This is a genomic window from Candidatus Aminicenantes bacterium, assembly GCA_011049425.1.
GTDB lineage: Bacteria > Acidobacteriota > Aminicenantia > UBA2199 > UBA2199 > UBA876.
In genome coordinates this window covers 1-26,010 of the sequence record DSBM01000010.1, presented here as the reverse complement: position 1 = coordinate 26,010, position 26,010 = coordinate 1, and the positions used below count along the sequence as shown (strand labels likewise).

20 protein-coding genes and 1 pseudogene are annotated in these 26,010 nt (G+C 54.2%); 7 read left to right on the top strand and 14 right to left on the bottom strand.

Features of this window, described 5'->3' with window-relative positions; genetic code table 11:
• Window positions 1-502: 502 nt before the first annotated feature.
• The 4 genes from ENN40_00885 to ENN40_00870 are packed head-to-tail and all read right to left on the bottom strand — an operon-like array spanning window position 503 to window position 4,257.
• The gene (locus tag ENN40_00885; protein ID HDP93898.1) at window positions 503-1,495 is read right to left on the bottom strand and encodes a flippase-like domain-containing protein; all 993 of its coding nucleotides are present in this window, start codon (window positions 1,493-1,495) and stop codon (window positions 503-505) included.
• Window positions 1,480-3,015, bottom strand: a complete 1,536-nt coding sequence (locus ENN40_00880) for a hypothetical protein (GenBank protein ID HDP93897.1) — start codon at window positions 3,013-3,015, stop codon at window positions 1,480-1,482. Before ENN40_00880 ends, ENN40_00885 begins: the two co-directional genes overlap by 16 nt.
• Window positions 3,016-3,062: 47 nt before the next feature.
• Window positions 3,063-3,854, bottom strand: a complete 792-nt coding sequence (locus ENN40_00875) for a class I SAM-dependent methyltransferase (GenBank protein ID HDP93896.1) — start codon at window positions 3,852-3,854, stop codon at window positions 3,063-3,065.
• A 55-nt stretch (window positions 3,855-3,909) separates the two neighbouring features.
• A complete protein-coding gene (locus tag ENN40_00870; GenBank protein HDP93895.1) occupies window positions 3,910-4,257 on the bottom strand; it encodes a cytoplasmic protein in 348 nt (115 codons plus the stop codon).
• 386 nt (window positions 4,258-4,643) lie between these two features.
• Here ENN40_00870 and ENN40_00865 point away from each other — a divergent pair, with 386 nt between their 5' ends.
• The 7 genes from ENN40_00865 to ENN40_00835 all read left to right on the top strand — a co-directional run bounded on the left by ENN40_00865 (window position 4,644) and on the right by ENN40_00835 (window position 10,613).
• Entirely contained in the window at window positions 4,644-5,630 is a 987-nt protein-coding gene (locus tag ENN40_00865) for an NAD-dependent epimerase/dehydratase family protein (GenBank protein HDP93894.1), read from the top strand.
• Complete coding sequence (locus ENN40_00860; GenBank protein ID HDP93893.1) at window positions 5,631-6,311, top strand: glycosyltransferase family 2 protein; 681 nt, start codon at window positions 5,631-5,633, stop codon at window positions 6,309-6,311.
• Window positions 6,312-6,412: 101 nt separating this feature from the next.
• Window positions 6,413-7,246, top strand: a complete 834-nt coding sequence (locus tag ENN40_00855) for a hypothetical protein (protein ID HDP93892.1) — start codon at window positions 6,413-6,415, stop codon at window positions 7,244-7,246.
• The gene (locus ENN40_00850; GenBank protein ID HDP93891.1) at window positions 7,218-7,916 is read left to right on the top strand and encodes a class I SAM-dependent methyltransferase; all 699 of its coding nucleotides are present in this window, start codon (window positions 7,218-7,220) and stop codon (window positions 7,914-7,916) included. Before ENN40_00855 ends, ENN40_00850 begins: the two co-directional genes overlap by 29 nt.
• A gap of 6 nt (window positions 7,917-7,922) precedes the next feature.
• Complete coding sequence (locus ENN40_00845) at window positions 7,923-8,324, top strand: hypothetical protein (GenBank protein HDP93890.1); 402 nt, start codon at window positions 7,923-7,925, stop codon at window positions 8,322-8,324.
• Window positions 8,317-9,912 (top strand): GMC family oxidoreductase, encoded by a 1,596-nt coding sequence (locus tag ENN40_00840; GenBank protein HDP93889.1) that lies wholly within the window; start codon window positions 8,317-8,319, stop codon window positions 9,910-9,912. Before ENN40_00845 ends, ENN40_00840 begins: the two co-directional genes overlap by 8 nt.
• 185 nt (window positions 9,913-10,097) lie before the next feature.
• On the top strand, window positions 10,098-10,613 hold the full coding sequence (locus ENN40_00835; protein HDP93888.1) for a hypothetical protein: 516 nt from the start codon (window positions 10,098-10,100) through the stop codon (window positions 10,611-10,613).
• A 9-nt stretch (window positions 10,614-10,622) separates the two neighbouring features.
• Here ENN40_00835 and uvrB read toward each other — a convergent pair whose 3' ends face one another.
• From uvrB to ENN40_00785, 10 genes and pseudogenes are all read right to left on the bottom strand, one after another.
• Entirely contained in the window at window positions 10,623-12,560 is a 1,938-nt protein-coding gene (uvrB, locus tag ENN40_00830) for an excinuclease ABC subunit UvrB (GenBank protein HDP93887.1), read from the bottom strand.
• Window positions 12,557-14,107, bottom strand: coding sequence for an excinuclease ABC subunit UvrC (uvrC, locus tag ENN40_00825; protein HDP93886.1), 1,551 nt, complete (start codon window positions 14,105-14,107; stop codon window positions 12,557-12,559). The genes uvrB and uvrC overlap by 4 nt, the downstream gene beginning before the upstream one ends.
• Window positions 14,100-16,904 carry an excinuclease ABC subunit UvrA gene (uvrA, locus tag ENN40_00820; protein ID HDP93885.1) on the bottom strand — a complete coding sequence of 935 codons (2,805 nt, stop codon included), beginning with the start codon at window positions 16,902-16,904 and terminating at the stop codon, window positions 14,100-14,102. The genes uvrC and uvrA overlap by 8 nt, the downstream gene beginning before the upstream one ends.
• 108 nt (window positions 16,905-17,012) lie before the next feature.
• On the bottom strand, window positions 17,013-18,389 hold the full coding sequence (locus ENN40_00815; GenBank protein HDP93884.1) for a TrpB-like pyridoxal phosphate-dependent enzyme: 1,377 nt from the start codon (window positions 18,387-18,389) through the stop codon (window positions 17,013-17,015).
• Between the two features lie 757 nt (window positions 18,390-19,146).
• Window positions 19,147-20,010, bottom strand: a complete 864-nt coding sequence (locus ENN40_00810; protein HDP93883.1) for a SagB/ThcOx family dehydrogenase — start codon at window positions 20,008-20,010, stop codon at window positions 19,147-19,149.
• A 126-nt stretch (window positions 20,011-20,136) separates the two neighbouring features.
• Window positions 20,137-20,850, bottom strand: coding sequence for a M48 family peptidase (locus ENN40_00805; protein HDP93882.1), 714 nt, complete (start codon window positions 20,848-20,850; stop codon window positions 20,137-20,139).
• Window positions 20,850-24,041, bottom strand: coding sequence for a type I restriction endonuclease subunit R (locus ENN40_00800; protein ID HDP93881.1), 3,192 nt, complete (start codon window positions 24,039-24,041; stop codon window positions 20,850-20,852). Before ENN40_00800 ends, ENN40_00805 begins: the two co-directional genes overlap by 1 nt.
• 55 nt (window positions 24,042-24,096) lie before the next feature.
• A pseudogene (locus ENN40_00795) lies at window positions 24,097-24,947 on the bottom strand (haloacid dehalogenase-like hydrolase).
• Between the two features lie 9 nt (window positions 24,948-24,956).
• Window positions 24,957-25,190 carry a DUF2188 domain-containing protein gene (locus ENN40_00790; GenBank protein HDP93880.1) on the bottom strand — a complete coding sequence of 78 codons (234 nt, stop codon included), beginning with the start codon at window positions 25,188-25,190 and terminating at the stop codon, window positions 24,957-24,959.
• Window positions 25,191-25,192: 2 nt separating this feature from the next.
• Window positions 25,193-26,010 (bottom strand): restriction endonuclease subunit S (locus tag ENN40_00785; protein HDP93879.1); only part of this gene is annotated, 818 nt, incomplete at its 5' end.

Here is a 26,010-nt window from a genome sequence, read left to right as displayed (position 1 = left end):
GGCATCATTTTACCTTCGGCCGTCCTGCCTCAGCCCATGGGGCCCCGGAACCTGCCGTTTGCGTTCGCTTATGCTTTATGCCCTGCGGGTATGTATGCCCTCTGGGTACTCATCACAACAATTCCTCGCTCATCATCTATGCGGATTTACCCACACAAAATGGAAGAGAACCGAAAGTTGGAAAGGGAAGAAGTATATAGAGTTTGGGGGTTGGCCGGTCGGTCGCCCGTACTTAAAAAGAAGGTATCAGGTGACAAAAGGCGGTTAGACATTTGCCATCCGTCGATTTTGGGGATGCCCCCATTTTTGCATCACAGCGCTTATAAGCGCATCATCACAGTTCGGACAGGCATTTTGAGCTGAGCTGCATGGCCGGGTACCTCATCACTGACACTCCTTAGTGCCATCACGAGGCTTTGTCTGTTTCCCTTTCGACTTTTCACTCTTGTGCCCTCTGGGTATCAAACTTTCGACTCAGGCTCCCGCCCATTGTCACTCGCCGTCAGCCATTCGCCTTTTGCCTATTGGCCTTTGCTCTTCCCATCAGCCATAAAGCAAGAAAAGCCAGCAATCCAATGCTGTATTCCCAGGCCTGGGTGGTGATATGAATCACCAGGGCGGTGAGGCGCAAATCAGCCTGGGAAGAGCCCAGGCCGCGGAAAACCAGTTCGAACGCCATTTCCCAGGTACCGAATCCCCCGGCTCCTTGAATGGGCAGGAGGGCGGACATCTCGGTGCCGGCAAGGCCGAGAGAAAAGTGTGAGAATGCGGCTGGATTCCGCTCCACCGGGACAAGGGCGCAGAATAATATGAAAACGGACACATATTTGGCCAGGCGAATGGCCAGGCTGATGGCAAGTAACTGGAGCCGCTCCCTGCCTGCGGTGTGGGCGTCCAGGTAGGTAGAGAGGGTGAGAGCGGTCTTGTGCAAACGGGTCCGGGATCTGATGAATGGTCGGTTCAGCAGGCGTCGCAAAATAGGCGCCGGTGCGATGATGAGAATCAACGACAGCAGAAACAGAATGCCCATGCCGGTAATGATAAATCCCCGCCACGGTCCCGGCGGCGGAAAGAACAGTATCAGTCCTCCCAGCATCAGCGAGAGTGCGAGCACATCGTAAAAAACCGAGATTACGAAACTGGCTCCGCCTTCTTCCAGGGAGAGCCCGCGCCGTTTGGTCAGGGCCGTATAGAAAGCCAGGGAAGCGGTCCGTGCCGGCAGCAAATCGACGGCGAAATTGCGCACCAGGGTGATGAGCAACATCTCGCCCATGCCCAGTTTGTGCGCAATCAGGATGCGGTATTTGAGGGCACGCAGCCACGTTCCAAACAGCCAGAGGGCGATAAAGCCCAGCACCGCCGAGGCCGGCAGGCGGGCAAAAGCGCTTTTGATATCCGTCAAGGTGATGTGACTGAAAAAAAACCAGGCGATTAACGCCGTGATCGCCAGGGGGAGAAAGACACGGATCAGCAGGCGCTTCATGGATTCCCCCATTCTCCCCAGACGGGTTTGTAATCCGTTGCCGGGTGGTTGGTGATGGTCCAGGTGCGGCGCGTGGCGATTTCCACAATACACAGGTCGTAGTTGCCGTCATACAGCTGCGGTCCCGAAGCGTAAACGATATGACGGTCATCCACAGAAAAAGCGGGATAATAGTCGTGACGGTCACCGTCGACGGTCAAGCGCGTGGGCGAAAATTCGGCCGCGGGAGTAAGGATGATATCTCCCCGTTTGTCGAATTTGTGCGATACGAAGGCAACGTATTCTCCGGAGTGGGAGTATTTGGCCCGGCAACCGCCGTAACCCGGGGTGAAAACGGATTCTTTTCCATCGGACAGGTCGATGCGCAAGAGGTCCCAACCCATGTGGCGGTGACCGGTTGCCAGCAGGATGTTCCCATCCGGGGAAACCGTAGGCACCGCGGTACGGTGCCTGCCGCTTGTCACGGCTTCCACCTTTTTCTTTTCAAGGTGAAAACGAAAAACCTGTTCTTTCCCATCCACCAAGCGATCAAAATAGATGTACTTCCCGTCCAGGGTCCACCAGGGAGAGCGGTCCCGGGTGGGGGAGGCAAACAATTTCTCTATGCGACCGGAGCGGTCGATGGTATGGATCTCAAAACGTCCGCTTCGGTCGGATTCAAACGCAATGCGATCAAATGTGGGCGAAAAGCTGGGGAAGCCGTCCCGGGCGGGAGATCTTGTCAGGCGGCGCACGCCGTCGGTATTCATCAGATAGATGTCGAAATTGCCGTCGCGGTTGGATTCAAATGCGATTGTGCCCCTCATATTATCCGGCAGGCGCTCCTTTTCGGGAGCATTTTGTTGTCCCGTGAGAAAGACGCGGGCTTCGCGAAAAAGGAAGTCTCCCAGTGCACTGTATCCTTGCGGGGTGGGATGGACGCCGGACATCAGTTCGATCCGCTGCCTGAAAAAGCCATGAACATCCGCCAGGTGAAGGCGGCGTTGCCGGGCCAATTGCCGGATGGCGGGGTTGATCTCTTTTTCGACCCGGCGTTGGGAGCTCTGGTTGAAAACCTCCAGGGAGGGTTCTGGAATGGGTGGAACCGTGGCCAGTATCACCGCCGGTGTGGTGGTGTCGGGGTTGTGGTGGGCGGCGATGCGATCCAGGATGGCGTGCATGTTTTTCACAAACAGCGGTGTGGGAGTGTGGTCGCCGTCCACCCGCGCGTCATTGGTGCCCAGCATCAACACGACGAGGTGGGGATTCGTGCGTTCCAGTAAACCGGTTTCACGCATCCAGCGCAGGTATTCCCCGGAGGTGTTTCCGGGGCGCGCCGCGGAAGTCACTTCTATGGGAGCCCGGGATTCCCGGAAACGATCGGTCATGTGCGCGGTGTAGTCTCCGTAGTCGCTGGCCGTGATGCTGTCTCCCATGCACAGGATGTGGGTGATCGCCGGGGCTGGATGCAGTTTCTGATAGGCGAACCATCCTCCAACGCCGGCCAGCACAAGCAACGGAGCCAGTATGGCAACGGTTCTTTTGTACTTCATGATACGGATGATAACGGAATGCCCATGAGAACTCAACCCTTCTGGTATTATCTTTGGGGTTTGCGTGCGATCACCAGAGTGGCGTAGCCGGTTTTAAAGGGCAACAGCAGGTCCAGGCGCGTGATCAGGCGCACCAGGGGGTAAACAAAACGGGTGTACAAGCGGTAGAGGCCGCTATGGCTGTCCAGGTCTGTGGCGGATGATGGAGAGATGGCGCCCGAATGCAGGCGGCTGCGTTTGACCCGGTTCAGGCGGGTGAATGCCACGTTGAGCAGGAACTCGCATAATTCGGTAAAGAATTTGGCGTAGGTTGTAGCGCGGGTTACGGTGAATCCGTTTGTTTCCAGAAGAATCGAAAGATCCTTCAGCGAATAGCCCTCCCGCACATGGCCGTAGATTTCGGGTTTCATTCCGGCCAGGCGTTTCAGGCGGTTGATGAGAAAAATTTTTCCGCTGATAGGGGTGGAAACCACCACTTCGCCCCCGGGGCGCAAAACACGGAAAATCTCTTTCACCATCTCCTCGTCGTGGTGCAAGTGCTCCAGAATGTCGAGAGCCATGGCCAAGTCAATGCTTTCTGTGTCGATGGGCAGCAACGACTCGCCCATCTGGAAAAGCATGTTGCCCAGAACGGGCCGGGCGCTGAGCAGGTTCTCCATGTCCAGGTCGCCATGAACCCATTCGCCGCCACGTTGTTTCAGGAAATGGGAGACCGCCCCATTCGAGCAGCCAAGATCGAAAATTTTTTGATTTGAAAAACCCACCAGCCGCGAAACCAGGCGGACCTTATCTTTTTTCATCAGGCTGTGGCGGTACAGGCGTATCTGCCAGGGCTCCATCCGGAGACTATACGGTATCCGGGGTACCAGTTCAACCCCGGGTGATCTGGAGGAATCAGATCGCGATAATTTCGTAACCTTCCTCTAACTGGGTGGCGAAAGATGGATGGCCTGACATTTCATCCAGGACGGGCAAACCGATCCGTTCCGCGGAGGCCAGGCCACCTGTTTTGGCCGCGCAGGCGCGGCAAACTCCGAAAATCACCCCGGCTTCAAGCGCACGGCGGAACAGCCCTCCCCAATTCGATTCGTTTTTTTCCAATCTGGTCAACAAAGCGGTGGCGCCGCCCTCGATGATCAGGCGCGCGTCAAATCCCCGGTCCAGCAATTCTACGGAATTGAGCAGGGCATGGGCGAAAGCGGTCATATCTCCGCTGAACGCGAAAATCGCTATGCGTTTCATGCGCGTATCTCCTGTTACTCATGGTACAAGCGTGTCCACGTGAAATCAAGTGTAGGCAAGACTGTTGGCCTGCGCAACCATGCACGCGCCGGCAATGGCTTGGCGGAACAGCGATCAACTTGACGCGGATGATCACCATGCAACCGGGTTCCTACTTCAAAAAAGCAGGAATCGGGTGTCAGAAATTGGTGTGTGAGACAAAGCTCATGGGCGGCTTTTTTCAAAATTTGACGGGAAAATATCAGAAACGGGTGGCATTGTCGTGTCAATTGCGGTAAAATACCACATTGCCGTGGGTTCCGCCGGGTGCACCCGGGGAGCGCACGCCGCATTCCAATCACCGATCATGCCGGAAGCGGCTGAGGTGAAGAGAGGAAATGACCTCGATGAGCGATCACAAGAGAATCTTAGTTACCGGAGGGGCGGGTTTTATCGGCAGCCATCTCTGCGGCAGGTTGATTCATGCCGGCAACCGCGTCACGGTTATCGACAACCTGTCAACCGGACGATTGGAGAATATCCGGGAACTCATGGAGCATCCTCGGTTCCAATTCTTCAGAAACGACATTATGAACGAGGGTTTGATGGACCATCTCGTGCGCGAATGCGACGAGATTTACCATCTGGCCGCCATAGTCGGTGTCAAGAACATCGTGGATGATCCGGTCAGAACATTGAGAACCATTATTGTGGGAACGGATATCGTGCTGCAACTCGCGCACCGTCACGACAAAAAGAAAGTATTACTGACCAGTACTTCCGAAGTGTATGGGAAAAGTCCCAATACCCCGTTTTCCGAAGAAGATGACCGGGTACTGGGGCCCACCACGCGTTCCCGCTGGAGTTACAGTTCCGCCAAGGCGGTCGATGAGTACATGGGGCTGGCCTACCACAAAACCCAGGGACTTCCGGTGATTATTGGCCGGTTGTTTAATACGGTGGGGCCCAAGCAGACCGGCCAGTATGGAATGGTGCTTCCGCGGTTTGTGCGCCAGGCTCTCGCCGGCGAGCCGATTACCGTATACGGGGACGGAAGCCAGACGCGCACCTTGTGTTACGTGGATGACGTAATCGACGCGATTACGGCGCTCATGCAGCATCGCGAATCGCCGGGCGGAATTTTCAATATCGGCACCGAGGAAGAAATCACCATAATGAACCTGGCCGAAAGGGTCAAGTCCATTCTGAAATCCTCTTCTGAAATCGTGGTGATTCCCTATGAAAAGGCGTATGAAGAAGGTTTTGAAGACATGATGCGGCGCGCCCCGGATATAGCCAAGATTCGCCGAACCATTGGCTGGACGCCGAAATACCGGCTTGATGAAATTATCCGCAAAGTGGCGGAGTGGGCGGCATCGGTTAGTGGAGAATAAATGAAACTCTCGGTTGTAATCCCGGTTTATAACGAGAAATCGACGATTTCAGGCGTCATCGAGAAGGTGCGTCAAGTCCCGATTGAAAAAGAGATCATTGTTGTGGATGACGGCTCAACAGACGGTACCTCCGATGTCCTTACCCGGCATGATGATGATCCCATTATCACCATACACAAATCCATGGTCAATTTCGGCAAAGGTGCGGCGGTTCGAATCGGTTTCAAGTATGCCACCGGTGACATGGTGATCATTCAGGATGCGGATTTCGAGCTGGATCCGCAGGAATATCCCCAGCTCATGGCACCCATAGAAAAGGGGGAAGCCGATGTGGTTTATGGAAGCCGGTTCAAGAAACTTGAACAGAAAGTGGCTTTTCTCAATCTGCTGGCGAATAAATTTCTGGTTTTTTTAACCAATGTGTTGTACGGCTCAAAACTGACCGATATGGAGACCGCTTACAAAGTATTCCGTATCGATGTGGTTAAAAAAATTAAATTAAAATCAATGGGATTTGAATTCGAGCCCGAGGTGACGGCCAAAATCCTTCGGGCTGGATACCGGATTGTTGAAGTGCCGATCACATATCACCCGCGCACGGTTGAGGAAGGCAAGAAAATCGGTTGGCGCGACGGCGTGAAAGCGATCTGGAACCTGTTCAAGTATCGTTTTTCCTCTTAAATCATTCCCATCTGATCCCATGCGGTGGGCTGCGGATTGAACCGCCTCCTGATTTGTGGTAAAACAGATCCCTGATATTGCCACCCCTGATTGGCTGAACAATGAAAAACAAGTTCTTTGCGTTTACTCTGGACTTGGAGCCTGATCATGGAGGTTTGCTGGACAAAGAGCATGGCAACCTGGAGTCTCCGGAACGGATCGAACCGCTGCTGAAGATGCTGGCCGAAGAAGAAGTGAAAATGTCGGTGTTCGTAGTCGGCGAAGTGTTACGAAAATTTCCCCGGGTCATCGAACTCTTCAGTCGTTACGACGCAGAGTTTCACGGGCACAGTTATTCGCATGACGCGCATGCGGCTGACTCCACGGAAGAAATCAGCAAATGCAAACAGGTTTACGAGGAATATTTCAAGACGCCGCCGCTCGGTTACCGGGCGCCTTTGGGCAAGATCAGCGACCAGGGGGTCGCCAGCCTGGAAAAAGCCGGGTTTCAATTTGACGCAAGTGTATTCCCCTCCTTCTTCCCCAATCCCTTTAAATACCTGTTTTTCCCCCGCAAGCCTCATTTGTACAAAAACACTTCTGTTCTGGAGATTCCTAATTCATCCCTGACTCCACTGCAGTTGACGTTCTCAATATCATATATCAAGCTGCTGGGATTCCGGTTTTACCGCACGTTGATGGAGTTCTGGAAGATCCCGGACGTGCTGGTGTTCGGGTGTCATTTGCATGATTTTCTGCCGCACCCGCAAGCCATCCGTCGATTGCCGCTATTCTGGCGCATGATCTATTCCCGCAACAAGACGAAAGGCATGGAGTACACGCGGCGCATGATCCGCTTGTTCCGCAAAAAGGGCTACACTTTTGTGTTCATGTCCCAAATCAACACCATGTTCAGGAGCGCAGCAGATGAAGCGAAACAACACACCAGCCGGTGAACGCAATGGACAGGAAACGCAGGTAAAGGATTACTTTGAAGAAATCGCGAGAACTTTCGATTCCTATTACCGGGATGACGCGGACACCCATGGCCTGGTCGGGAAATTGGCGCACCGGATTTTTCGCAAGCCGGCGCTGGCCTGTCGCTTTGACGCCACTTTCAGGTTGCTGAAAGATATCCGGGACAAGCACATCCTGGACGTGGGTTGTGGTTCAGGAATTTATTGCATTGAGATCGCGCGCCGGGGAGGGCGGGCGACCGGAGTCGATATTGCCGGCGAAATGATTGAATTGAGCCGGGAAAACGCCGGCCGCGCCGGGGTGGCGGATCGTTGCACCTTTGTGCAGATGGATCTGAGCGAATTCTGCGAGTCTTCTACTCCATTTGACGCCCTGATCGCCATCGGCCTGTTTGACTATATATCTCCTGAGAAGCAACGGGGAGTGTTGGAGCGACTCTTTGCCGCGTCCGCCAAAGATGTGGTGGTGGCATTCCCCAAGAAGTGGGTGCCGGGCGCCCTGGTTCGCAAACTATGGTTTCTGACCAAGAAACTGGATGTCTATTACTTCACGAGGCGACGGATCCGCGGGTTGCATCAGAATACGGGATACGCCGCCGAGTTTATCAACTGCGGACCGCTGTGGTGTGTCCGGTTCTATCGGGACTGATTCAACATGGACGAAATGGATGCCCGGCTTGAGCGGGAAGCCCGGGCCATTTACCAAGTGATTCTCAGGCGGGACCCGGACCCACGCCTGGTGGACCGCTACGTCAAGGCGAACCATTCTCTTTGCGGCGATGAGGAAATTCCGCGATTTTCCCAGCTGGTGGATCGGGGGGTCGACCTCGAGGCGATGGAGTTTGCCTGGAGATTAAAAGATGCCCGCAACCCGTTGACCCGCAAGGTTCACATTATGATTTATCTGGCTGAAGCGATCCCGGTGAATTTTCCCGCTTTTTTTAATTCGCGTCGCCGGCGTTTAGGGGCGCTGTTCATCCTGTTCTGGCATTTCGTGCGCAGCGTATACAAGGGCATCAAGGGCGTAGTGCTCTTGAAGAGGTGGAAGATTGCATGAAATCATCGTTATCGGATCGGGACCCTCCGCGGCCGCGGCCTTGCTTGAACTCAAGTCCCGGGATGTACTGGTCCTGGATGTGGGCAACCGATCTCCCTTGAAAAAAGAGGTTCGCCGAAACCTTTTCGATATCCGGGAAAATGATGACGATCAGGATCGCATGCTGATCGGAGAAGGCTTTGAAAGCCTCAAAAACGTGGTATCCGAAGATGTCATTACGGTTAAACTCAAGGCACCCTATGTATCTTTCGTCTTGAAAGACCTGCAACGGTTCTTCCCTGTTCGTTCCGAAGACTTCACTCCCTTTCTCAGTTATGCTTTCGGTGGCCTTGCCAATGCCTGGGGAGGGGGGGCCTATCCTTTTACCGATTATGAACTCAGTGGTTTCCCGATTGATTACCGGGACCTGGAACCGTTTTATTCAATTCTGGATGACCATGTCGGCATCAGCGGCACGCATGACGACCTGTATGAATACCTGGGTCCCTGCGAAAAGATGCTTCCTCCGGTACAATTGGGCGCCAGCGGGCAGAATCTGATGAAAGCCTACCGCAACCATCGCCTGCGATTGCAGCGACGTGACATCACACTCGGTCGCAGCCGCTTGTGTGTCCTGACGGAGAGAAAGAACGGCCGCCGGGCCTGTGCTTACGAAAACCTGAGTTTCTTTACCTGTAATTCAAGTTATTTTTACAACCCCGCTTTTACCGTGAAAGAAGTGCTTCGCGATTCAACGATCGCTTATGTTCCCGGAATCTTTGTGGACTCTTTCCGCCAGGAGCGTGGCGTGGTGACTGTAACCGCTCGCGAGGTGGACGGCGGGAAACGGCGCGCTTTCCGATGTCGCCGGCTGGTGATTGCTACCGGCACCCTTGGTACGGGGCGCATGGTACTGAACTCCTTTGGTGATTTCTCTACCCGTCTGCCGTTGATGGAAAACGCGTTGTCCATGATTCCCTTCATTGATATCCGCAATCTGGGAGCGCCTCTGGATCGTACGGGATATGAGGGGGGTGCCATCAATCTTCTATATGATGGCCCCCTGTGGGAAGAAAAGGTGCTGGGCGCATTGTCCACCTATATTTCTCCATTACGGGGGGATGCTTTCTCTTATTTCCCCTTTGCCGCCAAAGGTACGCTGGCTCTCATGAAGTACATGCTGCCGGCATTGTCCGTGATGCTGATGTTTTATCCCTCACATCCCCGGGACGGCAATTTTGTGACCTTGCAGCCGGACGGCGGCCTGCAAATTCGTTATGGGGATGTGGACAAGCTGGGGCGGTTGGAAAAAAAAATCATTCGAAGTTTTTTCGGCCTGGGGTTTCTTTCCGCGCCGTTCCTGGTCCAGTATCCACGTCCGGGGAACAGCATTCACTATGCCGGTACGGTTCCCATGGGACGGTTCGAACTTCCCTACCATGTGGACCGGGACTGCCGGCTGAACCGGGCCCGGAACGTAATCCTGGTTGACGGCTCGGTTTTTCCGGTGTTGCCCGCGAAGAACCTCAGCTATACCATCATGGCCAATTCCATGCGCGCAGCTCGCGCCATGAAAGCTGATCTGGACTCGACTCCTCTAGTCGGGTGAGTGTAAGGCGCGCCGGATTCGGCCTGAAGTCGCAGTCGGGCCGGCTCGCCGGTTTTTGAGACATATTGTTCGCTTTGGTTTATTGCAGAAGGAGGCAGGCATGCGGAGATTGCTTGGGTTTGTATTGTTTCTGATTGTTCTGCTGCTTTCCATTGTTCGCGTTCTCTGAAAAAACTGGGCGTAAAATGAAAATGCACATGCATGGCGCGGATTTGCACCGCAGAGATCGTTTGCGGGTGGACAGTCGCGATGTGGACCGGTTTCAACGCGTCCGCCCGGGAGCCATCTGTGCCATGATGCAGGAGAGTGCCTGGCGTCATGCGGAATCCATGGGATTCGGATATTTTCACCTGGCTCGAGAAGGCCGTTTCTGGGTGTTGGATGAAGTACCGCCGCGAGTTTTCGATTTTACCGGCTCCGTCATTACCCGGCGTGTGGAAGCCGCCTGGTCGGATATTGATCTCAATGGTCATGTCAACAACACCCGCTACGTGGACTGGATGCTGGACGGGTTCAACGAAGACTTTCACCGCCGGCATTTGCCGCGGCGCATTGAGATGAATTTTGTCGCAGAACTTCGGCAGAACGAAGCCCTGGAACTGAACTATCTGGAAAATAGGGATAAATCCTGGTTGGTGAACGGTAAAAAACCGGGTGGAGAGTCGGTGGTGCGCGGCCGTCTCTATTGGCATACGGCCTGACAAAAACGGCTATTTTTCGTCCAGGCGCTGTTTCAGGCGCAGGGCACGGTCGCGCAGGGCGATGGCTTTCTCGAAATCCAGTTTTTCCGCGGCATCGCGCATCTCTTTTTCCAGTTGGATGATCAGGTTGGGCAATTGCGCCCGCGGAAGGTGCCGGCTGTCGGAAACCTCCACTACTTTTTCCTGTACGGGCTTCATGATTGTCTTCGGCTGGATGCCGTGGCTGCGGTTGTGGGCTTGCTGAAGCAGGCGACGTCGTTGCGTTTCTTCCATGGCCGCCTGCATGGAAGGGGTGATTGTGTCAGCGTAAAGGATGACCCGGGAATTCGCGTTGCGAGCCGCGCGGCCGATGATCTGGATCAGGCTGGTGGCGTTGCGCAGAAAACCCTCTTTGTCCGCGTCCAGGATGCCGATAAAGCCCACTTCCGGAATATCCAGTCCTTCGCGCAGCAGGTTGATTCCCACCAGTACATCAAAAACCCCCAGGCGCAGTTCGCGGATGATCTCATTGCGTTCCAGGGTGTCGATTTCCGAGTGCAGGTAGCGGGCGCGGAAACCTTTTCCCGCCAGGTGCTCCGTCAATTCTTCCGCCATGCGCTTGGTCAGGGTGGTCAGCAGGCAGCGGTCGCCCTGTTTCGTGACAGTCCGGATCTCCCGCTCCAGGTCAGTCACCTGGCCGGCAACCGGGCGAACCTCGACCGGGGGATCCAGCAAACCGGTGGGGCGGATGATCTGTTCCACGGCTTTGCCGGAGCGGGAAAGTTCGTACTCCCCGGGCGTGGCCGAAACAAACAGGGTGGGCCGGTTCTCGACATAGGACTCGAACTCGTCTAACCGCAGCGGGCGGTTGTCATAAGCGCTGGGCAGTCGGAATCCGTAGTCGACCAGGTTCTTTTTGCGGGAGTAATCTCCGCGGTACATGCCGCGTAACTGGGGAATGGTCTGGTGGCTTTCGTCGATCACCAGCATGAAATCGCGCGGGAAATAGTCCAGCAGGCAATACGGCTTTTCTCCGGGTTTGCGGTTATCGAAATGACGTGAATAGTTTTCGATGCCTTTGCAGAATCCGGTTTCCTGCAGCATTTCCAGGTCGTACCGGGTGCGTTGCTTCAGGCGGTGGGCTTCCACCAGCCCGAGTGCGGGAAGGCGGGTATTCAGCTCGGCCCGGATTCCCGCCATGGCGCGTTGCATTTCGCTTTCCGGGATGACGTACTGACCGGCGGGAAACACGTGGTAGTAATCCAGGTGTTCAAGGTTTTCCCCGTTCAGGCGGTCAATCCGGGTTATGCGCTCCACCACGTCGCCGAACAGCTCTACACGGATGATGTCATTGCCGTGACCCGGCACCAGGTCCACGGTGTCTCCCCGAACGCGGAAGCGGCCGGGCCCGGTCTCCATGTCGTTGCGTTCATAGCGAATCCGCAGCAGCCGCTCCAGCAGTTCCCGGCGTTTCAGATGTTGGTTGATTGCGATTTCGAATCCCAGCCCCCGGTAGTAGGCGGGGTTGCCGGCACTGAAAATGCAGGAAACCGATGCCACCACGATGACGTCCCGCCGCGAAAGCAGGGAGGACGTAGCGGCAAGGCGCATCTGTTCGATGCGCTCGTTGATGGACATGTCTTTCTCAATGAACTGATCTTTCTGGGGAATGTATGATTCCGGCTGGTAGTAATCGTAGTAGGAAACGTAGTACTCCACACGGTTGCGGGGGAAAAACCCGCGGAATTCATTGTAAAGTTGGGCCGCCAGTGTCTTGTTGTGGGAGATGACCAGGGTGGGGAGTTGCAGCTGTTGGATCACCTGGGCGACTGTATAGGTTTTTCCGGATCCGGTTACCCCCATCAAGGTCTGGTGCAGACGCCGGTCGTTCAAGCCCTTTACCAGGGCGGAGATTGCCTCGGGCTGTGAGCCCGCCGGATGGAAAGGTGCCTTTAAATCAAAATTCATGATCTCATCTTTTGATTGCGCAACCTGCGGTGATAGGCGAGGGCGAACCTGTGCGACTCGTCTCTCAGCCGTTGCAGCAGGCGCAGGGCGGGACGACGGTGATCCAGCAGGAGCGGGCTTTTTCGGGAGGGAACATACACCGATTCCTCGCGCTTGGCCAGGGCGATTACCGCCAGATCCAAATCCAGTTTTTGTACGGCACGCTCTGCGATGTTGCGCTGGGGCAGGCCTCCGTCCACCACCACCAGGTCGGGAAGATCGCTTCCTTCCCGCAGCAGGCGGCTGTAGCGGCGGGTTACCACTTCATCCATAGCTGCGGGGTCGTTGATACCGGAGACATTGCGGATACGGAATCGCCGGTAGGCGCCGGGTTCCGGGCGGCCATCGCGGAAACGCACCATGGAAGCCACCATATCACTTCCCTGCAGGTGGGAAATGTCAAAACACTCCATGATCAGGGGGGGTCGATCCAGTCCCAGCAGTTCCTCCAGCTCTTTCAGGCTGTCCGGGCCGCTGAAGTAGGTTGTCTCCAGGTTTAATTGTACGAGTTCCAGGAGGCGGCGTTTGTTTCCCCTTTGGGGGACGGTTACGGTCACCCGGCCGCCCCGTTGCCGAGACAACCATTCCCGCATACCCGGTCCCGGATCCTCGGACAGGATGATTTCCCGGGGGACCGGTTGGGACGCGTAGTATCGTGAAAGAAATTCTTCCGGCGCATCATCTCCCGCCTCGAAAACGAATTCTTCTTTGCCTTCCAGGACGCCGTTCCTCACGCCGAACCGCATGATGAGTGTTTGCCCTTCCCGGGTCAGGCTGTGGATGATATCCGCCTGATGCGGCCGCGCCGTCTGAACCTGCTGCCGCTCGAGGGTATGCTGCAGCGAGTGGATGCGGTTGCGCAATTGCAGGGCGCTTTCGTATTGCATGCCTGCCGCGGCTTTGTTCATGCGGGCTTCCAGGCGGGGGATCAGTTGCCGGATCCGGCCTTTCAATACCTGGCGCGCATCCCGGACACGTTGGGCGTAATCATCGGCGCTTACTTCCCCCGCGCAGGGAGCGCAACAGGTTCCCATCTGTTTGCGCAGGCAGGCGCGTTTGGGCAATCTTTTACAGGTGCGCAGGCCGAAGATGTTGTTGAGGGTGGTGCGGATTTCATTGCGCGCTGTACCGGAAACATAGGGGCCGAAGAACTCTCCTCCTGCCTGCACTCTTCGTGCCGTCACAATACGGGGAAATGTTTCGGCGGTGATATGCAGCCAGGCGTAGGTCTTGGCGTCCTTGAGGTCCACGTTGAAGCGGGGCTGGTGTTTCTTGATCAGGGTGTTTTCCAACAGGAAGGCTTCGACTTCGTTGTGCGTGACTATTGCGTCTACATCGCGGGCCAGATCGAGCATGCGCCGGATCCTCGGCCCATGGTTACGGGAATGGAAGTAGTTCGATACCCGTTGTCTCAGATCGCGGGCTTTGCCGATATACAACGGTTGCCCGTGGGAGTTGCGAAATATGTAACAGCCTGGAAGATGGGGAAGTCGCGAGGGATCAATCATTCAATATCCCTGCCAGCCACTTTCCCGTGTGGCTGTGGCGATTCCGGGCCAATTCTTCCGGGGTTCCGGCAGCCACGATTTCACCGCCGCCGTCGCCGCCTTCCGGGCCCAGGTCAATGATATGATCCGCGCATTTGATTACGTCCATGTTGTGTTCGATCACCACCACGGTGTTGCCCCGTTCCACCAGGCTGTTGAGAACTTCCAACAACTTGAGGATATCATGCGCATGCAAACCGGTGGTGGGTTCATCGAGCAGGTACAGGGTGCGTCCGGTATCGCGCTTGGACAACTCCCGGGTAAGCTTGATGCGCTGGGCTTCACCGCCGCTGAGGGAAACCGAGCTCTGTCCCAGCTTGATGTAACCCAGGCCCACTTGTTGCAGGGTTTCCAGGCGATTGCGGATTGCGGCCTGGTGAGCGAAGAGCTCCATGGCTTCATTCACACTCATGTTCAGGACATCGGCGATGGAATGACCTTTGAACGTAATGTCCAGGGTGTCCCGGTTGTAGCGCTGTCCCTTGCATTCCTCGCATTCTACATACACATCCGGCAAAAAGTTCATTTCGATTTTGATTACGCCGTCTCCGTGGCAGGCTTCACAGCGGCCGCCCTTGACGTTGAAAGAGAACCGGCCGGGCTGGTAGCCTCGCAGTTGGGCCTCTCGGGTTCGGGAAAACACCTGGCGGATATCGCCGAATACTTTCGTGTAGGTGGCGGGGTTGCTGCGGGGTGTCCGGCCGATGGGGCTTTGATCAATCACGATGACTTTGTCCAGCATCCCGTTATGTTCCAGTGTGTCGTGGTCGCCGGCAGCCATTTGGGATTCATGCAGCAATCGCATCATCGCGGGGTAGATGATGTCGTAAACGAGCGTGGATTTACCGCTGCCGGAGACCCCGCTGACAACGGTGAAAGTCCGGGTGGGAATGGTTGCGGTGATGTTTTTCAGGTTGTGTTCACGACATCCGCTGACCTCTAACGGCGGGCCGCCGCCTCTTCTCCGGGAAGGCACCGGAATGCGCCGGCGGCCGGAAAGATATTGGCCGGTCAGGGAGGCCGGATGCAAGGAAATTTCTTCTGGTGTGCCCTGGGCCACGACATGGCCGCCTTCCAGGCCGGCTCCCGGCCCCATGTCCAGCACATGGTCCGCGTGGCGGATGGTTTCTTCGTCGTGTTCCACCACGATCACCGTGTTTCCCAGATCCCGCAATTGGTGGAGGGTTTTGATGAGTTTGCGGTTGTCCCGCTGGTGCAGCCCGACCGACGGTTCGTCCAGGATATAGAGCACGCCCATGAGGTTGGAGCCGATCTGGGTGGCCAGGCGGATGCGCTGGGCTTCGCCGCCCGAAAGCGAACCGGCGCTGCGTGACAGGGTCAGGTATCCCAGGCCGACGGTATGGAGGAACTCAAGCCGGTTAGTGATTTCCTGAACAACCTGGCGGGAAATGAGCATGCGGCGGTGGTCCATCTGCAGGCTGCGGAAAAATCCCAGGGCCGCTCTGATTGAGAGGTCGGCGATGTCCGCTATGGAGCGGTCCGCTACGGTGACGGCCAGCACCATCTCTTTCAGGCGTTTGCCGCCGCATGAAGGACAGGGAAAGGTGCGCATGAATTTTTCCAGTTCGCGGCGGCGGTAATCCGAATCCGTCTGGCGATAGAGGCGTTCCGCCTGCGGGGCCAGGCCCTCCCAGGTCCCGTTGTGGGACCAGTTGACCTCGCCCTTCTTCATGCTCATGCGGAAAGCGATTTTTTCGGTTGATCCGAACATGAGGGCCCGGTATTGCCGGGGGTCCAGGCGTTGAATGGGGGTGAACAGGTCGAATCCGAAATGCAGGGCCACCGCGGCCAGGTATTGACCGCGCCAGCCGTCCATGGCGTTGCGGTACAATGCCACGGCCCCGTCGGCGATGCTGAGTGATCGATCCGGAATGATGAGTTCCGGATCGAATTCCATGCCGACGCCCAGTCCGTGACAAGCGGGGCAGGCGCCGAAAGGACTGTTGAACGAGAACATGCGTGGCTGCAATTCCTCTATCGACAGGCCGCAGCGGGGACAGGCCATGATGGCGGAAAAGATGTGATCGTTCCCGTTTCCATCCACCAGGACAACCAGGCCGCCGGAACGGGACAAAGCGGCCTCACAGGCTTCAGAGAGCCGGGTTTCATCCGCATCGCGCAGGCGGTCCATTACCAGTTCGATGTCGTGTTGGCGGTACCGCTCCAGGGTTGGGGGCTTTTCGGTACGTTCCATGCGGCCGTTTACCCGTACCCGGGTGAATCCCTCCCGGTGCAGATCGGCGAAGAGCTTTTCATGGGTTCCTTTTTTGCGCCTCACCAGTGGGGCGAGTACGGTGAAGGGCAAAGAAAGTTCCGTAAAGATGGATCGAGCGATGCTCTGGGGTGAACGTGGCTCTATGGGCACATTATGAACCGGGCAATGGGGAATACCGACGCGGGCGAAGAGCAGGCGCAGGTAGTCGTATACCTCTGTAACCGTACCCACCGTACTGCGGGGGTTGCGACTGGTGGTTTTCTGTTCAATGGCTATGGCCGGAGACAGGCCTTCGATGGTGTCCATGTCGGGCTTGTGCATCAGCCCCAGGAACTGGCGCGCGTAAGCGGAGAGGGACTCCACATAGCGTCGGCGGCCTTCCGCGTACAGGGTGTCGAATGCAAGTGAAGACTTTCCGCTGCCGGAGAGTCCGGTGATCACGATGAGGCGGTCACGGGGTAGCTGGACGTCGATGTTCTTGAGGTTGTGTTCACGGGCTCCGCGGATAATGATATGGCGCATGGCCGCCATTATAACCCGGAAGCGGCCCCGGACCAATGACCGGAGATTACGGGAAATTCAAAAAAAAATCGGGGGAGGGCGGGAATGTCCCCCCTCCCCCGGCAATATTCAGGCTGGGATCGGTGCGCTGGGAAGCCCGTCCAACAACTTGAGTGAAGTGTTCATGTCCGCTTCCGGCAGAATGTAATCCGTCAGTTCACCCCGCAAAAAGCGTTCGTAACCCGAAAGGTCCATCAGGCCGTGGCCGCTCAGGTTAAAGAGGATTGTGCGTTCGCGGCCTTCTTCCCTGGCGCGGTTGGCCTCGTCGATCACGGCCGCGATGGCATGGCTGGTTTCAGGAGCCACGATCAGGCCCTCGCTGCGGGCGAAAAGCAGCGCGGCTTCATAACACCGCAATTGCGGGTAAGCGCGTGGACGCAACAAGCCTTCCACCGCGGCCTCGGAAACCATCGGCGCCATGCCGTGGTAACGCAATCCGCCGGCGTGAATGGGGGGAGGGATGAAACCGTGACCCAAGGTATGCATGGCCAGCAACGGCGTGAGCCGGGATGCGTCGCCGTGGTCGTAAGTATAGGGGGCGCGGGTGAGGGTGGGGCAGGAAGTGGGTTCCACCGGGATGATGTCGATGTCGGCACCATGGATTTTATCGCGCACGAAAGGGAAAGCCAGCCCGGCAAAGTTGCTTCCCCCACCCACGCAGCCGATTACTGTGTCCACCTTCTGCTCGCCGGCCAACTTCATCTGCTGTTGGGCTTCCTGGCCGATTACGGATTGGTGCAGCATGACGTGGTTGAGCACACTGCCCAGGGAGTAGCGGGTGCGACCGGTCGAATCTGAGACCGCGGCTTCCACGGCCTCGCTGATGGCGATTCCCAGGCTGCCCGGGGTATCGGGGTCGGACGCCAATACCTGTCGGCCGCAGGAGGTTTCCGTGCTGGGGCTGGCGATGCAATCGGCCCCCCAGGTCTGCATCATGGTCTTGCGCATCGGTTTCTGGTCAAAGCTGATGCGCACCATGTAGACGCGACACTCTATGCCCAGCAGACTGCAGGCGAAGGCCAGGGCGGATCCCCATTGGCCCGCGCCGGTTTCCGTGGTCAAGCGCCGGATGCCGGCCTCACGGTTGTACCAGGCCTGGGCCACGGCGGTGTTGGGCTTGTGGCTTCCGGGAGGGGAAACGCTTTCGTTCTTGAAATAGATCCGGGCCGGAGTGTTGAGGGCTTTTTCCAGGCGTTCGGCCCGGTGAAGCGGGGTCGGGCGCCAGCGGGAAAGCAGTTCCAGAACACCCTCGGGAATGTCCACCCAGCGCTGGGTGCACATCTCCTGTTCAATAAGGTTGGCGGGAAAAACCGGCGCCAGTTGTTCCGGGGTGACGGGATTGCCGTCGGGTCCCAGGGGGGGCGGTACCGGCCGGGCCAGGTCCGCCGCCAGATTGTACCACTGCCTGGGCAACTGGTTGCGCGGTAACTGGATAATGGTAGACATGATTCCTCCTTTGTCATGTGGTTGGGTTTGAAAGAAAGGGGACGGTGGCTTGATGGAGTCAGCGGGCGGGGCAAACCGCCCAGGGGGCCCAGGCGAAAAGTGAAACAGCGAAAGGTTTTGCGGCATGTATCCAGGCTGGTGAGAGGTCACCGCAGGGACGAGCCTGGAGCCGCTTGTTTCTATGCATAGAAACATTCAACCACAACCGTTTGCCCTTGTCAAGAAAAAAAAAGTTGAAGAGTTGAAAAGTTGGGTTCTCTTCCATTTTGTGTGGGTTTGCACGTCACTCTGGTTTAAAAAGGGAAAGGCTTTTGAAGAGTACCCTTTCGGGCATAAATCACCGCTCACCACTTCGGTGTTCTTCGACGGCTTAAGATGGCCATGGTGGATGTTCGGGATGTTTCCGAGGCCATCTTTCGTCTTCGGGGAGTACCCCTCAGCCGACCATTCTGTCTCAGACCATGGGGCCCCGGAACCTACGTTTGCGTTCGCTTATGCTTTATGCCCTGCGGGTATGTATGCCCTCTGGGTACTCTTCCTCACAACTGCTTACTGATTCCCAATATATATTTACCCACACTAAACGTAATAGAACCAAAAGTTGGAGAGTTGGAAAGTTGGAGAGAAAGGGACAGGCAGGCAGGAGTAGGGGCGAAAAATTTTTCGCCCGTATGAGATTTCTTGCCGATTCCGCAAATTACTTGTCAGGCTTTTTTCTTTACTATTCGGAAAAGGCCTTGTCTGCTTCACTTTCAGTCTACTTGTTCTTGATTTCTTTTGCGGATATCCGGCCCACCGGTGCGGTGTAGATGGTGAACTCGTCTTTCCCGTCCACGCCCAGCAGTGTGTCGGAGCGTTCCTGGTGGTAGCCGTCCACGGCGCAGGTACCCGCGCCGATCGATTCAGCGGCCAGGTAGAGATTCTGACACAAGTGACCGCTGTCCTGGGCGATAATCTTGGGAGATTGGAAGCCGTAGCGCCACTCGGTGCGGTAGGGAACGCAGGTCCAGAAAAACACCACCGCCGCCTGTTTGACAAAGCCGCTGCCCCAACAGGCGGCGGCGGCCTCGGCTGACAGGTCTTTGCCGGTTTTCATGGGCAACAGCTTATGCTCCAGGGGCAGGTAGCGATAGAGCCCTGCTGCAATGCCCTTTACGCGGTTAATGACCAGGTAGGTGACGAAGGGATGACGCGCCCCGCCTGAAGGCACGGTGCGCAAGGTATAAACAACTTTGCCGCCCCGTTCAAGGGTACGGGAAACCCCCTGGATGCTCCACAACAGGAAGCTGAGCTCTTCTACGGACAGAGGATCCGGACTGAAGGATCGGCGGCTGCGGCGCTGTTTCATGGCCTCGATCAGGGGCATGCGTCCCAGGGTGATCTTTTCCAGGGGAACCAGGACCACCAGTTCGGCGTCCTGAGGATAGGCTTTCTGTACCGGCGGGATGGGTTTTTTGAGGCGCTGATCGGTCTGGAGTTTTTCCCAGGCTGCCCAGTACTCTTTGAGGAAAGAACGCTGCAATGATATGGGAATTTCAGAGATGTCTTTGTATCGGGGTTTATCCGTATTCTGGTCGGGATTTGCGTGGATCGACGCCCCCAGGATCAGCAACAGGACCATGATAAAGGCTGTTTTTTTCATGCTTCCCTCCTTTTCCCTGCCATATGGTTATACATAAATGGAGAAGAAAAAGGTAGGGCGGCCGGTTCCGGGTGATTGCTGAGGTTGTCAAAATTCGTGGAGTATTTATACAAGAGCAAGTTCAAGCCTGTGTTTGACCTTTTCCCATTCAGGCAGATGGGATTCCAGCATGCGATAGAATTCAGAATCATGGTTCTTGTGTTTGAGGTGACAGAGTTCATGAATGATTACGTAATCGATGCATTCTCTGGGCGCCTTAATCAAATCGGAATTCAGGATCATCGTCTTCCCGTTGGTCAGGCTTCCCCAGCGCTTTTGCATCTTCTTGATTCTGATCACGGGCTTTATAAACCCCAATTTTTCGAATGCCGGCCAGGATCGCTCAAGGCTATCTTGGTAATGTGCCGCGGCTCGATTCCGGTACCACTTTTCAAGCAGTTTCCTCACTTTTTCCGGTTCATTTATGGGAGAGCACGATATTTCAAAAAAACCCCGGGAAAGTTTGACGCCTTCGGGCTTGGCGGCGGATATTTTCAAGCGGTATTGTCGGCCGAGGTAAAGGTGGGTTTCTCCACCCACAAATTTTTTATCAGGCGTACGGGGGGTGAACTGGTTGAAGTATTGCTGCTGCTTGAGGATCCAGCGGATTCTTTTGCGAATTCTCTTTTCAATGACCTGTAAATCCGCTCCAAGGGGCGCTTTGATGACCAGGGAACCGTCGGGATGGACCGCGATTTCCAGTGTTTTCCGGTTCAGCAGGAAAAGTGTGTACTCAAGTTGTTGTGCCCCAAGATCAAGTACTTTGAATTCGCAGTTCATCAAGAGTTCCTGTTGCGTGCGATGCGCATGGTTCTTTCAATAATGGCATCCATCTTTACAGGATCCAGGTCCAGGTTTCTCTTGGCGTTCAGTTCATCAAATAGATAATCATCAATCGCATTGGCGGCCTGGTTCTGCGCGTCTTCATCCTGCCAGAAATTTACTTTGTATCGTTGCTTCAGAATATCGAATATCTTTTTTGCGGTATCAGCTGCAATGTTATTCACTTCACTCTCATCCAGGCCGCAATCTGAGAAAATATCTTTCAAAACACCAAAATATGCTATCGCTTCATCCAATCCCTCTAACTTGTCCGGTACATGGTCGTGTTCCTTGCCGACCACTTTGTCGCGGATTGCCGTGACTTTATCCAGGTACTCCAGGTCGCTTATCCGCTTGGCCCTGAAATCATCGATGGTCTGCTGAATCAGTTTGGAAAACTTCTCATAGAAGACGGGATCTTCTTCAAGTTTCTCGTGAACGATTTTTGCGGTCGCATGAGCGATGGTGTCCGCTTTGGACGCGTCTGTTCTGATACTGGAATAAACCCCCCTGTTCTCCTTCACGCTGGAAAAAGAGTGATCGTCAAATATGTCCACCGGTTCGTTTAATTGAATGACTTCATTGGCCTGAAGGTGAGTGTCCAACAGCTTCTTGATTCTCGGTTCATAGTCTCTATAGTCAATTGATTCGGCGTAGCGCAGTTTTACCGAAGCCCGTAAGGCCTGGAATCTTTTCAAATCCTTTTTATACCTTGATATTTTTCCGGCTTCCGTTTCCATCATAAAAACCTCGGAGGACAGCGCTATGGCCAATACTTTGCTGTAGTCTGATAGTTTCTGATAAAAGTCTTCTCTTTTGATTGGATCACTTAGCAGGCGTTCATATTCCTCTTCATCATCTTTGTTCCGGACTGTCTTGAAAACATCCCACAGCAACGCGTGCTTTCGAGGAAGCTTGGCGATTTCAGTGTTGATCGAATTAAGGGTGCCCTCAATATCTTTTTCGTCAAAGCCCTCCAGGGCGCCGTACATGTTAAGGGCCTGATCCAATTCACCAAGAACACTGGCGTAATCCACGATATAACCGAACTCCTTGCTTTCATACAGACGATTGACTCTGGCGATGGCTTGCAGCAATGTATGCTCCCTCAGGGTGCGGCACAGATACATCACCACGTTTCTGGGGGCGTCGAATCCGGTCAGGAGTTTGTCCACGACGATGATGATTTCGGGTTCGTCGCCGAACTTGAACCGGCTGATCAACTCGCTGTTGTGGAACTCTTCGGTTCCGTAGCGTTTCATCATTTTGTGCCAGAATTTGTTTACTCTATCCTTTGACTCATCATCCACATCGTCGTAGCCTTCCCGCAGGTCCGGCGGGGAGATCAGAACCGCGGAGCTTACGTGGCCGATTTCATCCAGGTATGCGTTATACTTGAGAGCCGCCACCTTCCCGGGAGCCACCAATTGCCCTTTGAAACCGGTTCCCTGCCAGTTGGCGCGGAAGTGTTCGCTGATATCAAAGGCCCGCATGAAGATCACCTGGTCGGCCTTGTTCAGCATCTCCGCCCGGGAGTATTTTTTCTTGAGGTCCGCCTGCTGCTCCTCGCTGAGTCCTTTCGTATGCCGGTCAAACCACAGGTCTATGGCCGCTTTGTTTTGCACCATCTCCACATGGCGGCCTTCGTACAAAAGGGGGACAACGGCCTTGTCCTTTACCGCCTGGGAGATTGGATAATGCGGGGATACCAGGCCGCCGAAACGGGCGAAGTTGTTTTTTTCCTTCTTCAATAAAGGGGTGCCGGTGAACCCCAGGTAACAGGCTTTGGGAAACATCTGGCGCATGCGGGCCGAAAAGGAACCGAACTGGGTTCGATGACTCTCATCCACAAGCACGAAGATGTCGGGTGATTGATCCTGAAATCTTTTGTAGTTCAGGGCTTTGTCGAATTTGTGCACCAGGGTGGTGATGACGCCCGCTTTCTTTTCATACACCAGTTCAACCAGGTGCCTGCCCGAGGTGGCCCGTTCCTTTTCCAGCCCGCAGGCGTGGAAGGTATTGCCCAGTTGCTTGTCCAGGTTCTCCCGGTCCGTTACCAAGACAATGCGCGGGTTTTTCACTTGATGGTCCAGTGCCAGGTTGCGGGCCAGCATCACCATGGTCAAGGATTTCCCCGAACCCTGGGTGTGCCAGACCATGCCCCCTTTGCGACGCCCCTCATCATCGATTTCGCGTATCCTTCGCAGAATGGACTTGACCACAAAGTACTGCTGGTAGCGGGCCAATTTCTTCTGACCATTGTCAAATAGAGTGAATTTGTATGCCAGCTCCAATAATCTTTCGGGGCGGCAAAGGTAATACAGAGCGCGATCCTGTTCCGTGACCAGACGATCCTGGCCGTTCCGCGGATAGCCGTGCCCGACAAAATCCATAAGCTGTTGCCCAGCATCTTCACTCAGTGGTCGGCTGACGATATCCTTGATTTTCCGCTCTTCCGCTTCCGTCACCTTGTGTTCCCGCCAGACCCCCCAGAATTTCGCCCCAGTTCCCGCGGTGGCGTACTTGGCGGCGTTTTTGTTGGTTGCCAGGAGTAATTGGGAGTATATGAAAAGCCTGGGAATATACTCGTCTTTCTGATTGCGGATCGACTGGGAAACCGCTTGTTCGATGTCCGTTTGAGGAGACTTGCACTCGATGACTACCAGGGGAATCCCGTTGACGAAAAGCACCAGGTCCGGACGCGCGGTTTCAACGGAACGGGTTCGTTCAACGCTGAATTCCGGAGAAACGTGGTACACGTTCCGTTCGGGATTTTCCCAGTCGATATAGTTCAGGGTAAAGCTGCGGGTATCCATGCCGGCGGTCTGTTCCAGGGCGGTGCCCAGGGTAAGGAGATCGTATACGGCTTCATTGGTTTTTTGCAGGCCGTCGTATTGAATGTTCTTGAGTTGCAAAATGGCGGATTGGATGTTCTCTTCACTGAAGAGGTATTCCTGTCCCTTGTGCTGAATGCGGTTGATCTTTTTGAGCTGGTTCCGCAGGATGTTTTCCAGGATGATGTTTGACGGGTTGTCCTGGCGTTCCCAGAGGGCGTCGGTGGGAGACAGGTACTCATATCCCAGGTTGATCAGCACCTGCAACGCCGGCACCTGTGAAACCCCCTTCTCACTAACCTGAAACTCACTCATTCAGTCTTTCTCCGCTTCTTAAATTCCACATAAGACTAGAATCCTTTGAAACTAATCACTTCATCGACTCTTCTTCAAAACGTTCCAATTCCAGATCAGCATGAATCTTTCTAATGATTGCTTTTATTTGTAGGTCAAGCAACTTTCCCTCGCTGTAATCAGCAGGCGCAACAAGGCTTACCCTCTCGTCTTTCATTAATTTGATTGCCTTCTCTTTCGCATTTCTTTTTCTCGGTGCATAAACAGCGATTGAATGACCTCCCAGTTCCTTAACAAGTTTCATGCACGGAACATCAGTCAATCCATCCCCAACATAAATCATGTGTTCGAAAGGGATATCACGCTCTCTTTTCTGTACAAATTCGTTTATTCTTGCATTGTCCCACACATTAAGAACACCTTTATTAATCCTGAAAAGGAATTGAGTCTTTGTAGTATAATTAATGGCAACGCCGGGTGAGATTGCGATACCATGCTGATCGTATATAAAAGAGGACGCAAAGATTTCTTTGAAATTTGAAGCAATGGTTGTACCCTCAACCATCTCTTTGATTCCTGAGGACAGAATAAAGTGCTGAGGATTCAAGTTCATTTCTTTTATATATTTGTCGATCCTTGAAAACCAAGTGTCAACTGCACTAAATAAACTTACTCGCCCTCCATAGGTTTTAAAGGATTCCTTAGTGATGCAAATCCACTTTCGGAAGTTGCCCTTTCAAGCATTAGTGTCATGTAGGATAGAATCTCATCAGCATTATTATCTTTAGCACGTTTTTTAACTGCAGCCCAAAAGTCTTTTGGTTCTACATTCAGTTTTGGAAAAAAGTCATACTCCTGCATATTGCCTGGAGAAAGTGTGCCATCAAAATCATAAATTATTGCAATTTTTCTTCTTCTTCTAGCCATTTACCCTCCTTATTTTCGATCCTTAGGTGGGTAAGGATCATTGCCATAACTGTTTCCTGATCTGATCCTTCCATTCCTGCCATGGATTTTCGTGTCTGACTGCTGATTCTTGGCAATATTTTCCGCAACTTCAATAGCCTCCACTTGGGTCTGAGTCACCCTGGTTGCTCTTGTGTTTCCTTCCCCTTTTACCGCCCATCCCTCAGGATGTTTTACAACGTGTTGATTCTTACCTTTCGCCATGATTATGCCTCCATATATTGGTTGACGATGTCCGGTTTTACCCGCCATTCCCCGGTCAAGAGTTTCTGCATTAATCCCCGCTTCTGTACTCTATATCTTTCGGCTAACTGGCAGAGGAAAGTAATCTCATTTTTTAGATCCAGAACTGTTTCAACAATCTTGATCTGTTCTTCAAGTGGCGGAATAAGTATTTTTATTTTCGAGAATTCACCCCAACGTAAACTGCCTCTCCGGTCTACAGATGAGCTCGTACTTACCCTGAAAATGTGTTTATAGATAGATGTTTTTAAAAGCATGAATAAATAATTCGGGCAAACCACATCTTGGTCAACTTCAAAAACAACATAGATTGGGCTGACGATTCCCTTGTCACAGTGTTCCAATAGCCCTATTGACCCTTCTTCGATATGATTAGATGGATATCCGAACTGATCTCTCTTGATCACTTTGTAGTTGGAAGTATCATGGCTGAACACTTTTTTACCAAAGTAATCTAAAGAGTTTACAAATCCGCTATGTTTCGAACATGAGAGTACAATCTCATGTTTATTTCCGTTTCTAAACGAGACCTCATGAGCAACACTACCAATTTCTTTGTACATCCAATCGGCGGGGTAATTGAAGAAGTGCCCTTCAATTGAGTTTCTCTTGCTTCCGCCAATTCTTGAATGGCCGAACAATAGAGATTGCATTGTTCTCCGCAACCACCTTTCTTTGGCCTGGATGAGTTTTTCGGTTTTTTCGGTGGCCTCGTCCCAGGTGGACAACAGAGCAGCGATGGCTTTTTGCTCGGGAAGAGGTGGGAGCTGGAATTCATAGT